Source organism: Streptomyces albiflavescens, from assembly GCF_014645835.1.
Taxonomy (GTDB): domain Bacteria; phylum Actinomycetota; class Actinomycetes; order Streptomycetales; family Streptomycetaceae; genus Streptomyces; species Streptomyces albiflavescens.
Window position 1 is genome coordinate 180,475 of sequence record NZ_BMMM01000014.1, and the last position, 15,810, is coordinate 196,284.

Annotated in this window: 10 protein-coding genes; 4 read left to right on the forward strand and 6 right to left on the reverse strand. The window is 68.9% G+C overall.

The window, feature by feature from the left end; genetic code table 11:
• Together IEY95_RS33185 and IEY95_RS33190 are read right to left on the reverse strand one after the other, a co-directional pair.
• Positions 1 to 1,332, reverse strand: coding sequence for a sensor histidine kinase (locus tag IEY95_RS33185; RefSeq protein ID WP_189189879.1), 1,332 nt, complete (start codon positions 1,330 to 1,332; stop codon positions 1 to 3).
• 335 nt (positions 1,333 to 1,667) lie between these two features.
• On the reverse strand, positions 1,668 to 2,279 hold the full coding sequence (locus IEY95_RS33190; protein WP_189189880.1) for a TetR/AcrR family transcriptional regulator: 612 nt from the start codon (positions 2,277 to 2,279) through the stop codon (positions 1,668 to 1,670).
• Between the two features lie 163 nt (positions 2,280 to 2,442).
• Between IEY95_RS33190 and IEY95_RS33195 the strand changes: the two genes are divergently transcribed.
• Positions 2,443 to 3,015 (forward strand): ester cyclase, encoded by a 573-nt coding sequence (locus IEY95_RS33195; RefSeq protein ID WP_229703527.1) that lies wholly within the window; start codon positions 2,443 to 2,445, stop codon positions 3,013 to 3,015.
• Positions 3,016 to 3,272: 257 nt separating this feature from the next.
• Here IEY95_RS33195 and IEY95_RS33200 read toward each other — a convergent pair whose 3' ends face one another.
• The gene (locus IEY95_RS33200) at positions 3,273 to 4,793 is read right to left on the reverse strand and encodes a SpoIIE family protein phosphatase (RefSeq protein WP_189189882.1); all 1,521 of its coding nucleotides are present in this window, start codon (positions 4,791 to 4,793) and stop codon (positions 3,273 to 3,275) included.
• Positions 4,794 to 5,119: 326 nt separating this feature from the next.
• On the opposite strand from IEY95_RS33200, the gene IEY95_RS33205 reads away from it, so the two are divergent.
• Complete coding sequence (locus IEY95_RS33205) at positions 5,120 to 7,591, forward strand: SpoIIE family protein phosphatase (protein ID WP_189189883.1); 2,472 nt, start codon at positions 5,120 to 5,122, stop codon at positions 7,589 to 7,591.
• 240 nt (positions 7,592 to 7,831) lie between these two features.
• Here IEY95_RS33205 and IEY95_RS33210 read toward each other — a convergent pair whose 3' ends face one another.
• A complete protein-coding gene (locus IEY95_RS33210; RefSeq protein WP_189189884.1) occupies positions 7,832 to 8,290 on the reverse strand; it encodes an SRPBCC family protein in 459 nt (152 codons plus the stop codon).
• 175 nt (positions 8,291 to 8,465) lie between these two features.
• On the opposite strand from IEY95_RS33210, the gene IEY95_RS33215 reads away from it, so the two are divergent.
• Complete coding sequence (locus IEY95_RS33215) at positions 8,466 to 9,329, forward strand: aldo/keto reductase (protein WP_189189885.1); 864 nt, start codon at positions 8,466 to 8,468, stop codon at positions 9,327 to 9,329.
• Positions 9,330 to 9,420: 91 nt separating this feature from the next.
• Here IEY95_RS33215 and IEY95_RS33220 read toward each other — a convergent pair whose 3' ends face one another.
• Entirely contained in the window at positions 9,421 to 11,499 is a 2,079-nt protein-coding gene (locus tag IEY95_RS33220) for a M36 family metallopeptidase (protein ID WP_189189886.1), read from the reverse strand.
• A gap of 35 nt (positions 11,500 to 11,534) precedes the next feature.
• Positions 11,535 to 13,490, reverse strand: coding sequence for a M20/M25/M40 family metallo-hydrolase (locus tag IEY95_RS33225; protein WP_229703528.1), 1,956 nt, complete (start codon positions 13,488 to 13,490; stop codon positions 11,535 to 11,537).
• A gap of 980 nt (positions 13,491 to 14,470) precedes the next feature.
• Here IEY95_RS33225 and IEY95_RS33230 point away from each other — a divergent pair.
• Positions 14,471 to 15,715, forward strand: coding sequence for an IS110 family RNA-guided transposase (locus IEY95_RS33230; protein WP_189189888.1), 1,245 nt, complete (start codon positions 14,471 to 14,473; stop codon positions 15,713 to 15,715).
• Positions 15,716 to 15,810 lie beyond the last annotated feature (95 nt).

Genomic DNA, 15,810 nt, shown 5'->3' on the forward strand with positions numbered 1-15,810 from the left:
TCACGCCGATCTCTCCTCGGCGGTGGCGGTGGCGGTGGCGGGCGGCGCGGTCGGTCCGTCCGGCACCCGGCCACCGGATGGCGCGGTCGGTCCGTCCGGCACCCGGCCACTGGTTGGCGCGGTCGGTCCGTCCGGCACCCGGCCACCGGTCGTCGCGCCAGGCCGCAGCGGCAGTTCGGCGGTCACGGTGAAGCCACCCTCGGGGCGCGCCTGCGCGTCCAGTTTTCCCCCAACGCTGGCAGCTCGCTCGCGCATCCCGATCAGTCCGTGACCGGTGCCCGATTGGGGCTCGTGCGGTGTGCCCCGCCCGTCGTCCTCGACAGTGATCTTCAGCCATTGAGGGCGATAGTGCAGGTACAAGCGGGCGTGGTCCGCCCCGGCATGCTTGCGCACATTGGTCAAGGCCTCCTGCACGATGCGGTACGCGGCCAGGTCCACCGCCGGCGCCAGCTGTTCCGCGATGCCGTGCCGCGTGTGCCTGACGGCCAGGCCGGCACGTTCGAACGACGCCAGTAGGGCCGGTACCTGCGCCATGCCCGGCATGGGATCGCGCGGCGCTTCCTGATCGCCGGACTGGCGTAACAGGCCCACGGTCACGCGCAGTTCCTCCAGCGCCGACTGGCTGGTGTCCCGGATGTCCTCAAGAGCGGCAAGCATCTGCTCCGGCCGCCGCTCCACCAAATGGACAGCGACGCCGGCCTGAGCATTGATCAAGGCGATGTGGTGCGCGACGACGTCGTGCAATTCGCGCGCGATCCGGACCCGCTCGGCCGCGACCCGTTGCTGTGCCTCCTGCTCACGGGTCCGCTCCGCGTGGTCCGCCCGTTCCTCCACGGCCGCCACATACGCGCGGCGTGAGCGCACCCCGTCCCCGATGGCGGCCGGCAGAGCCGTCCACGCCAGCATCGCCGCGTTGTCCGGGGACAGCCACGATCCCGGGCTGAACACCACGGCCGCCCCGATCAACACCGCAGCCGACGCGGACGCCGAGGTCCAGGCCGTGCGCCGGTCGGTCCGCGCGGCCAAGGTGTAGACGGACACTATGACCGGACTCGTCACCAGCGGGCTCTCCCGGAACCCGAGGACCTCGAAGACCACCCCGCAGCCGACCGTGACAACCAGTACGCCGAACGGGTGGCGACGACGCCACAGCAATGCGGAGCAGCCGATCGCGGCCAGCACCACGGCGGACCACCGCAACGAAACGCGGTGCTCGTGCGGGTCCACGGAGGCGGCCACGACCGCCAGCACGAACAGGACGGCGAGCCCCAGGGCGTCCAGCGCACCGATCCGGGCCCGCGCTCCGTGCCTGGGATCGTTGATCACTGCCATGCCACCACCGTAGGGTCGATGCCCGGGCTCCGCTGGTTTCGGCGTCCGCCGTGGCGTCGCCGCCCACGCCCTCGATCCCGACAAGGCTGCCCGCCTGTGGCAGCTGTCCACGGAGCTGCCGGCCCGCTGAGTCAGCCTCCGTCATCGCCGGTCCAGGCATCGCAGGGGGGTGGGCTTGGTGGCACCCGGAAGACAAGTCGGCCCTGCCGCTCGCTTCTGAGTGCGCTCCAACTCTGCGGCCCCGCCGGGCAGTCGGGGGCGCGAACGCTTCGGAGCGAGCTACTGGGCGGCGTCCGGACAGGCGGCGCCGTGCCGGCGGCGTTCGGTGCTCGGTGTCAGCGAAGTGTGGTGACGGCAGTGCGGTAGAGGACTTCCTCGGCGCGGTCCCATGACCAGCCGTTCTCGACCACGAGCGTGCGCCAGCCGGTGGGACCGAACCAGTACCAGAGGAGGTCGGCTGTCTCCTTCACCGAGTGGGAGGGCGGCGGAGCCAGGGTGTGCAGGTGGTCGGCGGTGGTGTGGAGTGCGTCTCGGTAGGCCGAGGTTGCGCGCTCCCACAGGGCCTCCCCGTTCTCGTGGACGGGCAATGCCTTGCGGATCGCCTCGTGCACCGCGAACTGCCCCTCGTTGCCCATCCGTGTGCCGTGGGCCAGGGCCTTCAGGACCGACTCGGGTGTCCGCAGGGCGAGCAGGTCCTTCATGGCCGGCTCGTAACCGGAGGCGATCACGCCTTGGTCGACGATCCGGTTCAGGATGTCGCTCTTGCTCCCGACGCTCGCGAAGACCGTCTTCGAGGCGACGCCGGCCGCTGAAGCGATGTCGGCGACGGTCACCCGACCGTAGCCACGCTCGGCGAACAGCTCCGTGGCATGACCGAGGATCAGCGAGCGCGTCCGTGCGGCGGCTTGCTCGCGCAGCAGGGAGACGTAGCGGCGCTTGGACGGCATGACGCCATCGTAAGGCCATGAATTCATTAGGCGTGCTATAACCTCAATAGCTGCCGGTCGGCCTCACGCTCGGCGTCGGCCACACGCTCGCCGCCTGTCCATCGGACCGGTCGGCGCCACCCCGCAGATCGCACAGCCGTCGAAAGGGATCAACGCAATGGGCATGGACGCCACAGACCTGGCCCACGGGCTCTTCCAGATCCTCGCGACAGGCGATCCGGCACTGGCCGCCGAGGTGGTCCACGAGGACTTCCGCAACCGCGAAGCAGCCGTGTCACCCACGGCCTGCGCGCTCCCCGGGCCGGCAGGAGTTCTCGCGTCCGGCGCATGGATGCGCTCCGCCTTCAGCGACCTGAGCTTCCCCGTCCTCGGCATCGCCCGCAACGACGAGCAGGTCTGGGTGAGGCTTCGCATGCAGGGACGCCACACGGGGCCCTTCGTCCGCTTCCGTGACGGCGCACTCGACCAGGCCATACCCCCTACCGGCCGTGACATCGACTTCGAACAGATCCACGTGCTCGACCTCCGCGACGGCAAAGTGGTCGGACACGAAGCAGTGCGCGACGACATCGCCATGCTCGGCCAGCTCGGCGTCTTCCCGCCCGCCCCTGACACCGCGCTGCGGATGCTCGCCTGGCGGGTGACCGGAAGAGCCAAGCGCGCCGCCACCCGCGTGTCGGCACTAGCCGTCGAGGCGGCCGGCGGGCCCCAGGACAACCCGGGACAGACCCGCTGAGCCCTAAGCTTCCTTGACGGCCAAGCAGGCTGCCAGGGCGTCGGTCCCAGACGCACCGACGCGTAGCGGCGCTGCACGCGGGCCAGGGACGGCGACCACGGTGTTCCACAGGTGCGACGACAGCGCGGGGACATGTTCACCGCACTGGCCCGCCTCGTCGCCCGCATCGCCGACTGGACCAACAGACCACCGACAACCCGCCGTTGATCGAGCCACTTCCGCGCTCTATGCACCGCCGCCGCAAGATCTCGTGTCGTTCACGACCGTGGCGCCGGCTGACGCACACCAGCGTGCAGCGCTCGGACGATGAGCAGCGCGAGGTCGTCGTGGCCGCCCGGATCGCGGGCGTGCAGAAGGACCTCGCAGGTTTCGTCCAGGGAGCGGTAGGGGTCGTCCAGGAGGCTCAGAAGGTTGTCCAGGCATACGTCGATCGGCAGGTCGCGCCTCTCGACCAGCCCATCCGTGTACAGGATGAGCTGATCGCCCCGGTCCAGGGCGAGCACGCTGGTGTGGAAAGCACCCTTGCCGACGCCCAGCGGGGTTCCGGTGGGCAGGTCGAGCAATGTGTGCTTCCCGTCCAGGCGGAGGAGGGCGGGTGGCAGGTGGCCGGCCAGGGAGATGAGGCACCGCGCACTGTGCGGGTCGTAGACGGCGTAGACGCACGTAGCGATGATCTCCTGCTCCAGGCCCTCGGTGATGCGGTCGAGGTGCTGGAGGATCTGGGCCGGGTCGAGGTCGAGGCCGGCCAGGGTGCGGGTGGCGGTGCGGAGCTGACCCATGGTGGCGGCGGCGCTGACGCCGCTGCCCATGACGTCTCCGACGACGAGGGCGGTCTTGTCGCCCCCGAGCGCGATGACGTCGAACCAATCACCGCCGATCCCGCTGGCTGCCCGGGCGGGCTGGTACCGGGAGGCAACGGCCAGCCCCGGCCGTTGCGGTGGCGGGTGAGGTAGCAGGCTGCGCTGAAGGGCGAGAACGGTGCGTCGTTGTTCCTCGAAAGCGCGATATCGCTCGGTGACGTCCACGCTGGAGGTCACCACGCCCAGGACCCTCCCGTCGGGTGCTTCGAGCCGGTGGAAGGAGATCGACCAGGCGTGCTCGTTGTCCGGGTCGGCCGGGGTGCGGCCAGTGGTGTACTGATCCAGGACCGGGGTACCGGTGGCCAGCACCTCACGCATCGTCGCTTCGAAGGACTCGTCCAAAAGTGGCAGCACCTCATGCACGTGCCGGCCCCTGTGCTCGACGGCCGGCACGCCGTTCATCCGCTCCTCCGCCGGGTTGACCGAGACGTATCGAAGGTCGGTGTCCAGTACACCCAGCCCGATCGGTGACTGGGACACCAGCCGAGCGGCCAGCGCCAGGTCGCGTTCGACCTGCCGCAGTGTTGCCTGATCTGTGGCAAGGCCCAGGGCGTAGAAGTCTCCCTGGCCGTCCTGCAGCCGCATGTTGCGGAACTCCACACGTCGCGTACTGCCGTCCTTGTGCCGGATGGGGAAGACTCCGGCCCAACTGCCACCGCCTGCCATGACCTGAGCGAACAGTTCAAGGACGACGTCCAGGTTCTCCTCATTCACGAGCAGGCGCCCGGCGAACTCGCCGAGCGCTTCCTCTGCGCTGTAGCCGAAGAGGTCTTCGGCCTGAGGGCTCCACAGACCGATCTTGCCCTGGTCATCGAGGAGAATCGCCGCCACGTTCAGCACATCGAGGAGGCCGCCGGACGCGGTCGGAGCGACGGTCGCCGCGTCGGAATCGCGCCGCAACGACTCGGCTGCACACATCCCCGACCCTCCTTACTGCACGCGGCCACTCGGTCGTTTCGGGACGCCGAGGCAACCCACCGCTCGGCACGCGTGGTTCAGCCTTCCCATCGTGTCCCTCCAGGCCCGATCCCGCAGCACTGCCGTCACAAGCCCCGTAGCAGAAGGATCCTGCCCGCCTCGGACTGCTACCGCCCAAGCTACGCGCGCCTGCGTCGCCGTGGCGGCTCGGCAGGACCGGGCGGGGGCCCTGGACGAGTGGGGGCCGCCGCCGGACGGCGGCCGCGGTTGTACACACCCGGCGGCGGACAGATGCTGTAGACATCGCCACGGGCTGGGGTGATGCGATGAGTGTGTGGAACGCGACGGACAGTGTCGACTTCCGTGGTCCGCTCGACGTCACGCGGGCGGCCACGGCAGTGCTGGATGCCCGGGGCTGGATCGTGGGATGGAGCCCGGCAGCCGAGGAAATGCTCGGCTACCGGTCGGACGAGGTCATAGGGCGCGCCGTGGACACGCTGATCCTGGGCGGGGGTGCCTGGGAACCCGGTCTGGCCGAGTGGCGCGATTCTCCCGGCGTTCGCAGCAATGCGGTCGACCTGCAGCACCGGGACGGCCACATCGTACGGACAGCAACGATGATGTCTCGCTTGCTCGATGGCGGCACGGGACCGGCCTGGGTCGTGGTTGCGGCACATCTGGAAGAGGTTCACGAATGGGAGGCCGCCCAGGCCATGCTGCGTGGCCTGGCGACCCAGTCACCCATCAGCCTGACCATCTACGACACCGACCTACGGCTGACGTGGGCCAATACGGCGTCGGGACGGGAATTCACCGCGCCGGTCGGGGAGGTCATCGGCACACTGTCGCAGGAGCTCTATCCGGACGGCGAGGTACTGTCCGAGGGGGCGCCGGCGACGCTGGAGCAGGTCATGCGGCAGGTGCTCGCCACCGGCGAACCGGTTGTCGACCTGCGTTTTCGCGGTCGGCCGCCCGCTGACCAGGACCACGACCACGTCTGGTCCTGCTCCTATTACCGCTTGCAGGACGCCCGTGGGCAGACGCTGGGCGTCTGCGAGGACGCCTTCGACGTGACCGACCGCTACTTGGCCCAGCGAAGACTGGCGCTGCTGGTGCGGGCCGGAGCGCGCATCGGCCGCACTCTCGACGTCACCCGCACGATCACGGAGTGCACCGAAGTCAGCGTCCCGGACTTCGCCGACGCCGTCGTAGTGGATCTCGTGGAGGGTGTTGCGGAGGGGGAGGAGCCCACCCCCAGGGAGCTGCGCGCAGGGCCGCTGGTGCGCATGGCCCGGCGCTCGGCGGACGGGCTTTCCGCAGAGGACTCCGCGGAACCACCGCCGACGCCCCTGGAACGGATCAACTACGCCGCGGACTCACCCCAGACCCGCAGCCTGTCCTCAGGCCGGCGGGTCCTGGAAGAGGCCGCGTCGGGCGGCGCCACGCCCCGACCTGCGGGCGAACCATGGGTCCACTCCCTGCTTGTCGTGCCGCTGCGTGCCCGCGGCACCACGTTGGGGCTTGTCACATTCATGCGGGGCAGGACCTCTGCCCGTTTTGACAGCGATGATCAGGCCCTCGCCGAGGAACTGGCCATCCGCACAGCCGTCTGCATCGACAACGCCTGCCGCTATACCCGGGAGCGCACCGCCGCCCTCGCGTTGCAGCGCGACCTGCTGCCGCGGAATCTGGCGCCGCAGACGGCTGTCGAGGTGGCCCACCGCTATCTGCCCGCTCACACGGCCGGTGTCGGCGGCGACTGGTTCGACGTCATGCCGCTCTCCGGCGCACGGGTCGGGCTGGCCGTCGGCGATGTGGTGGGCCATGGCCTGCGCGCCGCCGCCACGATGGGGCGCCTGCGCACGACCGTTCGCGCCCTGGCGAGGCTGGACTACACCCCCGACGAACTGCTCACTCGCCTGGACGACCTGGCCGAGCAGACCACCGAGGAACAGATGGCCGCGCGTCGCGGGAGTGGGGAATCCGCCGATCCCGGGGCGGATGATGACGCAGCCCTGGGGGTGACCTGCCTCTACGCCGTGTACGACCCGGTCTCCGGGCGGTGCACGCTGGCCCGCGCAGGACACCTACCACCGGCGGTCGTCACCCCCGATGGCGCCTTCACCCTCCCTGACCTCCCACCCGGTCCGCCGCTGGGCCTTGGCGGTCTGCCGTTTGAGAGCGCAGAACTCGAGCTGCCCGAGGGCAGCCTCATGGCCCTCTTCACCGACGGCCTGGTCAGGGGCCGTGATCACGACATCGAGCTCGGACTCGAACGGCTCGGCCACGTGCTGTCCGAACACGGAAAGCCCCTCGAGGAGTTGTGCGATCAAGCCATCGCCGAACTCCTCCCCGAGGGCCCGGCTTCCGACGACGCCGCCCTGCTCCTCGTACGCACCCGTGTGCTGGACTCGCAACAGGTGGCCCTGTGGGAGCTGCCCGCTGACCCCGCGGCGGTAGGGCGCGCCCGCAACCTGGTCGGCCGGCAACTCAACGACTGGAACCTGCAGGAGCTGTCCTTCACCACCGAACTGGTCGTCAGCGAACTGGTCACCAACGCGATCCGCTACGCCTTCGGTCCGATCCAGCTCAGGCTCATCCGGGACCGCAGCCTGCTGTGCGAGGTCTCCGACACGGGGCACACCACGCCCCACCTCCGGCACGCGGCCACTGATGACGAAGGCGGGCGCGGCCTGTTCATCGTCGCCCACATGGTCCACCGGTGGGGAACGCGCTATACGGCCGCCGGCAAGACGATCTGGACGGAACAGGCGCTCCCGCCGGTAGAGGCGCCGTAGCAGCATCCGGTTGTACAGACCCGATGAAGACCCGCCCGGCCCGCCCGAGTTCAGGGGATCCGCGCCGAGGACCGTACGGACCCCGAGCAGGCCGAGACGGTTGTACTCGGCCACCCGCTGCGGCAGCACCACGCAGGTCTCGTGCTGTGGCTGCCCGAGCGGCACCAGGGAGGCATAGTGGTTCGCCGCTCGGGTGCGCCGGCTCGACTGAGACGGGTGATGACCGGGGCCGGTGAGGGATCAGCTTCCCTCGACCAGGCGGGCGAGGTTGTCCAGCGCCATCCGCGTACCCAACTCGTTGTCCCTGCGGGGCACGTCATCGGGAATACCCTCGTGCACGATCACGACGTCCGTTGCGTCGCCCACCTGGGTGAGTGACGTGGTCATCGTCATCGTGCCGCGCAGTTGATCGTCGGATGTCTCGAACTCGATCACCTCAACCACCAGTTCGTTGGGAACGAGTCGTGCGAAGTGGCCGCGGTAGGTGTCGGTGTGGGCGTCCGACTTTCCTGAGCCTGCTGCGTCGTCGTAGGTCAGCGAGACGCGGAACGTGCCGCCCTCACGAGGGTCGAATGCGTGGACATGGCTGGTCATGCCGGCGGGCACTCGCCATGCCGCCACCGCGTCCGGGTCGATGAGCGCCTGATACACGGCTGCGGGGGCCGCCTTGACGCGTCGCGAAACGTGCGTGGCATACATGACAGGCAACCTACTGCCGTTGCCGCCCAGTCGCGGCCGTTCGCGCAGACGCGTTCAGCCGGTCCGTCCCGGCATGGCGCGCATTGCGGGGCGTATCCGTGGAACGCCAGTGGACATGGGCCTTCGAAGCGTAAAGTCGCGGTCGTCGCATCGTGTAACTCCAGGGGGTATGGACATGCACAATCGCCGCATCGGCAGCGTCACGATCAGTGCCATCGGGCTCGGTGGGATGCCGCTGTCCATCGAGGGGCGGCCGGATGAGGAGCGTGCTGTCGCGACCATCCATGCAGCCATCGACGCGGGGATCTCGTTCATCGACACGGCCATGTCGTACTGCCTGAACTCCTCCGAGACCGGCCACAACGAGTCCCTGATCGCCCGCGCGCTTGCCTCGTACGGCGGCGACACCTCCGACGTGCTGGTCGGCACGAAGGGCGGGGCGGCTCGCGGAGCCGACGGGGCGTGGTCCTTCAACGGGGATCCCGCGACCTTGCGGGAGGCCTGCGAGGGCTCGCTCAAGCGGTTGGGCGTGGACTCCATCGGCCTCTACCAGCTGCACGTGCCGGACCCGAACGTGCCGTACGCCGACTCGGTGGGCGCGCTGCGCGACCTGTACGAAACGGGGAAGATCCGTGCGGTCGGCATCTCGAATGTGAACTCCGACCAGCTGCGCGAAGCCCATGGGATTCTCGGTGAGCGGCTGGTATCCGTACAGAACAACTTCTCGCCGGCCGTCCGCGACAGTGAGCCGCAGCTGCGGCTGTGCACCGAGCTCGGGATCGCCTTCCTGCCGTACAGTCCGCTGGGTGGTATCTCCCGGGCGGGCGGCCTGGGTTCGTCGCACGCCGCGTTCGCAGGGATCGCCGAGGAGCGTGGGGTCAGCCCGCAACAGGTGTGTCTGGCCTGGGAGTTGGCCAAGTCGCCGGTCGTCGTGCCGATCCCGGGGTCGTCCCGGCCGACGACCATCCGTGACTCGGCTGCAGCGGCCGATCTGAAGCTGACCGCAGCGGAGTTCGCCGAACTCGACGCCGCCCAGTAAAGGCTCCGTCCCAGGAATGGGGGCGGAGCCTCTACAGCCATGTCACAGGCCAGGACGTCTACGGACAGCCCACCGACCGAATGCCGTTGCTTCAGTCCGTGTGCCCAGCCGGGGGCAGCTCCGTGCCACCCCGACAACCGGTGAAGGTCGCGTTCGGGCAGAAGGCGTCGAAGCCCATTCCGTACCTTGCGAAGGCCTCCCAGGCAGCATGCTGGACCGTCCCGTACTCGGCGCTGGTCAGCCGTCCGCCCTCCATCGCCTTGAAGGCTCGCAGGATCCCGTCGCGCGCGAGCAGGAACGAAGGGTTCTTCGGCGTGAGTTTCAGGCCGTCAACGACTGCCTGCCAGGTCAGCCGGTAGCCCCGTTGCTTGTCGCCGAGCGCGGCGGAGACCTTGCGGGTCAGTTCCATGAGCGCCGCGCACCAGATCTCACCGACGTCATGAACCTCGCGGTACGAGAGGTCGGCGTTGCCTTCGCCTTCGACCTGCCCCCGGCGCGCGCCGATGTCTCCGAAGGTGCCGGGGTAGTCCTCGTCGTAGGGCCGCTGCCGAATGCCCCGCGGATCACCGATCACCCAATCTCCCACAACGACCCGCTCCTGCGCACGTGCGAAGTTGGTGATCGTGAGCGCGAAGTAGTCGCTCCAGCCCTCGCCCATCGAAACCGACTGGTCCTCCAGGAGGCCCATCGCATCGAGCATCCCGCCGACGAGGCGGTTCGTCACTCCGTGGACGTACTCGTGGTCCACGACGTCCCGCGCGTTGGCCGTGTGGCGGCCGGTTGCGGTGACCAGCCCCATGTTCATCACGGCGGACACACCGTCGGCCCTCGTGGTCATATTGGCCGTTCCGTCTACCGGCCCCGGGTGTGCCAGTGCAAGGACCGCGTCTGCTCCCTTCCCCTGCCCAGACAGGTTCACGGCCTGGAAGTTCCCGTTCTTCTCGGTGAACCCGAGCATCATGAACAGATCGTGCATTCTGTTGCAGAAGTAAAAGATGTTGGTGACGAACTGCTCAGGCGTGTCCACACCGGCGTTGAACACTCCGTTGCCCGCCGCGTCGACGAGGACCTGGAACGGCTGCCGGCTCGTCCCGTTGACGGCGCGCACATTGTTGCCCTTTGTCGACAGCGTTCCGTTGCCGGGGTCCGTCCAGGCCAACGGGAATCCCTGGGGAAGCTCGGGCAGCAACTCGGCCGTCACCTGGGTCGGATAGGCGTCCAGTGGCAGCGGGAAGGGGACCTGGCCCATGGGGCTGTCGACCGGGTTCTCCCGGAAGACCAGTCCGCCGACGACGTGGTTGCTCGCGTCGTAGAAGTAGAGGATCTCGGGCGCGTCCGTGTCCGCCGTCCGTGCGTCGGCCTCGACGAAGGCGTGGTACTGAGCGGCGAAGTTCGGGCGTGAGATTGTGAAGAACCAGGTGAGACGGACATCGCCGCCCATGTAGAGGTACACGAGCCGGGCAGGGATGGCTTCCTCGAAGCCCCCCTTGGCGAAGGTCATCGGCTGGTCGGTTCGCGGCTGGGCAGACAGGCGCTCGAAGCCATCGGAGATGTCCAGACTCGGGAGTTCGTACTCCCCGAAGGGCCCCCGGACGGTCATGGGCTCGGCGGCCTGCGCAGCCGCCACCCTAAGGGCTACCTCGGCCGGGACCGCGGGCTTCGCCGAGAGGCCCGCGGGCATACTCACCGTGTCGCCGACGACCCGGTCGACCGTACCGTCCGCGTGCAGCCAGACTTTCGGCTGCATGGCCCACACCTCGATGCCGTTGAACATCTGCTGCAGGCTGACGATGCGCATGCCCTCGCTCGTCCTGGTCACGGTCGGGTCGGCCTCGAATTCGACCGGTTCGAGGGCCGTGAATCCGATCGCTTCCGAGACCGAGGCGAGGTACTCCTTGGCCCTGGCGATATAGCCCGCGTCGAGGGCATCCTCCGTGCCGCCTTCCCCACCCGCGATGTTCGCGATGTCCGCGTCGGTGAAGCCCGGAGCGCCGTCCACCCGCAGCTCGGTCAGGTGCCCGGTGAAGCGGTTCACCTTGCTCTGCTCAGCGGTGAGGGTGTGGTCGACCTCGGCTGCCACCCGGTCGGTCTCGTCGAGGAAGGCGGCCGCCCCGGCGGCACTGGCGAGATGGTCGTAGCCCGTGTCCCGCCTGTCGATCAGCGTGGTCATCGCGTGCTCCTTGTCCTGAAGGTGGGGGGTCTGGTTCAGAGGCCCACGAGCGTCAGGGCGGCGGTGGTCACCCCGCGCGCGATCTGGGCCGCGTACTCCGTGTTGTGGTCCCGGTCATCGAGGGTGTCGCCCGGTTTGTGGTACTGGCGGGTGCCGGTGGCAGGTGCCGTGTCGTCGAAGAAGTTCTCGGACACGGCGACGGCGGCCCAGCCGCGTTCGTGGAAACTCGCATGGTCGCTCCGGCCCGCCGCCGGGTCGGTGGCACCTGTGAGCCGTTGCGTCGTGAGGTCGGGTGCGACCGCCCCGATGGCTCCCGCGACGAGGTCCCCGAGGGTGTTGGAAGCGTCCACCGCTGGGCCGGGAACCGCCGAACCCGCGTGGATCTCCACCGACCGTGCGCCGCCCGCTGCGCCGCGCCCACCGCGGGCATCGCTCTGGAGGCCCGCGATCATGTCCATCTGGAGAACGCCGGCGATACTGTCACCCGCGGCAGCCGCGGCGCGCGCGTAGACCTTGCTGCCGACGAGACCCTGCTCCTCGGCATTGAAAAGGACGAAGCGCACTGTCCGAGCGGGTTCTCTGCCTGTGGCGACGATCGCGCTCAGACACTCGGCCGCCGCCATGACCGCCGCCATGCCGCTCCCGTCGTCGTCGGCGCCCGGCGCCGGGTCGATCGCGGGGTCGTACGGGCGCGGTCGGCCGATCTCGTCGGCATACTCGCCCTGATCGGCGGTCGAATCGAGGTGAGCCGTGACGAGTACGGCACCGTCCGACCCCTCGACGGGGAACTCGGCCTCGAGATTGGAGAGGTGGCGGCCCCGCCAGGTGAACCGGTGAAGTCTTACGGTGAAGCCAAGGTCGTGGAGCCGGTGGGCGAGCGCGTCAACCACGAGCGGGTTGTCGTCACTCGCCGCGTCACGGCTGCGGACCTTCCACGACTCGCCGTCGACCAGCGGATCTACGCCCGAGATCCGGGCGACATGGTCGCGTATGACAGGAGAGGTGATGGCCGTACTCACCGCGCCGATCGTCGCGGCGGAGGGTGCGTCTCCGACGGCTCCGAAGGCCGATGCGGCGGCGAGTCCCTGGACGAATCCTTGGGCATCCGGCTCGCCCGGGCGGGAAAGGAGCGTCACGTCGGGGAGCAGACGCTCGGTGTGTCCGGGCTTCGCGCCTTCGAGGTGCACCTTCTCGACGGGGACGCCGGAAGCGGCGGCGAGGTAGACGCCGCCCGGGGCCGGACCGAGTGATACGACGGCCTGCCCACCCCTCCCCGATCTGGCGAGTTCGTTCGCGACAAAGGTGAACGCCGCAAAGGCCCGCATGTCCGCTTCCACCAGCGCTCGCTGTTCGGCCGAGGCGTCCGCGAGGGCCGCTGGGACCTCGACAGGGCGGTCGTCACGTATGAGGAACGCCGCCGTATCCTCCACCTGGCCCTGAAGCTGGACCGTGAACCCGCCCTGTTCGAGCGCCTCCACGCCCCGCGCGGTCGTCATGGCGAGGATGAGCCCTCCGGCGGCGACATGCACCGGAACGACCTCGTTGATGACCGCGACCGCCTCCAGCTCGGCCAGGCTCCGACCCTGCGGCAGGTGGATCCTCGACCAGGACACGGGACGGCCCTCGATGGCGGCGAGCGTGAAGACAGGGTGGGCCGCCGTACGCAGTCCGGCCTCGCGGGCGACCGCACGCTCATCGGGGTCTTCACCCACAAAAACACAGTCGTCGGCCACGACGCCCGCGCTCGCCACCGCAGTGTCGAAGATCCCGCGAGCGGCCTTCGGGCCCCAGTGGATGAGGCTGTCGTCGGTGAAGCGGCCACCGAAGGCCGCATCGAGCGCGGCCTTGGCGCGGGCTCGTGCGGCCGCTCCGTCACCTGGGTTCGAAACGATGCCTTTACGCGCCCCCGCGAGCGCATCGAGCGCATCGAGCACCTCGAAGACGCGGGGCCGTGGTCGTAGAGTCAATGAACCGTCAACTTCGATGCTCACGTCGGCGAGGGTCGCGCCGATGTCGAAAAACACTACGGGGGTCTCTGCGGACATCTCTGCGCCTCCGTGGGATGAACGGCCGCGCTGTCCAGGCGCTGCGAGCGCCCGAGGAACGGACCCTGAAGCCGTCGGCCGTGCACGGCGGGCGTGGGAGGTACAGACGCCACTCTGAGGGTCCGGATGCCTCCATTGTCCGCGTCCCGACACGTTCGCGCATCCGGAACGGAAAGCCCTCAAAGGGTGTCCTGCACGCCGAGTTGGGCATGGCCACGCAGGTGCTGAAACGGCGTCAGCACCGGGGCCCGACAACGACGCGCAAAGACCGGAGAGGCGGAGGAGAATGGGAGATGACTCGCACAGGGCTGCGTCCTGCCCCCGGAGCCAGGGCTCGGTCGTTCCCCGTCAGTTTTCTCTCTCCGTCCGTGTGACTCATGTCCTCTGCCACTCGAATCGTTGGCCGACGCTGACAGACGTGCTCGTGAGCACCGCGGTCGCGTTGGGCCCGCCCGCGCTGTCGGCACCGGGCACGGCGGGAGAACCGTCACCGGCCATCACTCTCAGCCCCGCGTAGGGGGCAGCCGAGAATGCCCATGAGCGGCCAGGGCTCCGGTTTTGAGAAGGGCGCGGCTCTTCTGGAGTGAGATCGCTGATCAGGCGTGGAGTTCGTGATTGTGCTGGTCAGCGATTCAGCGCACCTTCGGTGCACGCCGGGGGCGTGGTAAATCCGTGGCGCGCGCCGGTGGTGCTTCTTGTGTGCCCTGACGTGGGCTGAGGCGGGTCCAGGACGCTGGAGGGGTTCGTTCCGGCCGAGACCGATATGCCTGTGATGCCGGTGAGTTCGCTGGTCAGCGTGGTACTGAGGGCCGTCCACGGGAACCGTGGAGTGTTGCTGTGAGCACGTGCGTCAGGAATCCTGCTTCACCCTGGCCCTCCCGGAACGGCGTACTACTTGGCCGTTCGGTGAGGGAGGGAGCAGGGCCGTGGACGTGCTGCACGAACGCTGCGTTGGGGTGGACATCAGCAAGAAGGATGCCAAGGTGTGCGTCCGTACTCCGAGCGCGAAGCGGCGGGGATCGTTCACGAACCAGACCACGACGTGGGGTTCGACGACGAACGCGGTCCTCGCGCTGCGGGATCATCTGCTGGCTGCCGAGGTCACTCTGGTGGTGATCGAGGCGACGTCGGACTACTGGAAGCCGTTCTACTACCTGCTGGCCGAGGACTTGAACGTGATCCTGGTCAACGCCAGGCAGGTCAAGAACCTGCCCGGCCGCAAGACCGATGTGTCGGACGCGGCCTGGCTGGCCCAGCTCGGCGCCCACGGCCTGGTGAGGGCCTCGTTCGTCCCTGAGCAGCCGGTGCGTGAGCTGCGCGATCTCACGCGGACGCGCACCCAGATGACCCGGGAACGTGGGCAGATCGCCCAGCGGTTGGAGAAGCTGCTGGAAGACACCGGGATCAAGCTCGCTGCGGTAGCCGCCGACATCATGGGCGTCTCCGGCCGGGCCATGCTCGAAGCCCTCATCAACGGGGAACGCGACCCGCAGGTCCTCGCGGAGCTGGCCAAGCGCCGCCTGCGCAATAAGATCCCCGAGCTCACCGAGGCCCTGACCGGCCGCTTCCGCGAGCATCACGCTTTCCTCGCCCGCCTGTATCTGGACCAGTACGACCAGCTCAGCGGCATGATCGGACAGCTGGACGGGCGGATCGAGGCGGCGATGGCGCCCTTTCGGCCCGTCCTGAACCTGCTCGACACCATCCCCGGTATCAACCAGGCTGTCGCCGAGGTGATCGTCGCGGAGACCGGTGGTGACATGAGCCGGTTCGCCTCGGCCAAGCACCTCGCGTCCTGGGCCGGGGTCTGCCCCGGCCACCACGAGTCCGCCGGCCGCAGCAAGAACACCCGGGTCCGCCCCGGCAACCCGTATCTCAAAGGCGCCCTCGGGCTGGCAGCGTTCGGCGCGGTGAGAACCAAGGAGACCTACCTGCAGGCCCGCTACAAGCGGCTGACCGCCCGGCGCGGCCCGCTCAGGGCCCTCGTCGCCGTCGAGCACTCGATCATCACCGCGATCTGGCACATGCTCACCGACGGCAGGCCATATCACGAGCTCGGCGGCGCATACTTCGCCCAACGCGACCCCGAACGCGCCACCCGACGGGCCATCACCCAGCTCAACCAACTCGGCTACACCGTCACCCTCAACCCGAGGGAGACCGCAGCCTGACCGGCAGACCCATATACCCGGAGGCCCTCCGTAGCCACCGGGCCCCAGTCCTGCCCGCACTCACCCTGACCTGTTGCTATTTACGCGTCAGGCAT